The organism is Shewanella sp. CAL98-MNA-CIBAN-0140 (assembly GCF_040309905.1).
GTDB lineage: Bacteria > Pseudomonadota > Gammaproteobacteria > Enterobacterales > Shewanellaceae > Shewanella > Shewanella psychromarinicola.
In genome coordinates, this window is the sequence record NZ_JBEOPI010000170.1 from 1 (window position 1) to 271 (window position 271).

Annotated in this window: 1 protein-coding gene; it reads left to right on the forward strand. The window is 44.3% G+C overall.

Going from position 1 to position 271, the window contains the following annotated elements; translation table 11 throughout:
• A partial coding sequence (locus tag AAEY93_RS20630) for a hypothetical protein (RefSeq protein ID WP_502959573.1) occupies window positions 1-271 on the forward strand: 271 nt, incomplete at both ends.

Genomic DNA, 271 nt, shown 5'->3' on the forward strand with positions numbered 1-271 from the left:
GAAAGTTAGAAGTGTTCCGTGAGAACGGTAAAGTTGATTTACATCTTCATAATACCGTGATTGAAATCAATGCTGGAGAGCGGGCGCGTAATACCAATCCTGGTGGCGGTGGTTTCGGTAGCTCTTATGAGCGCAAGACTGAAGCGGTATTGCGTGATGTCATAGAAGGTATTGTATCAATCTCTTCAGCAGCTAAAGAGTATGGGGTAGTTATCGACAGTGATACTCTGCAATTAGATGCAGAAGCAACTGAGGCTCTACGTCGAGATTT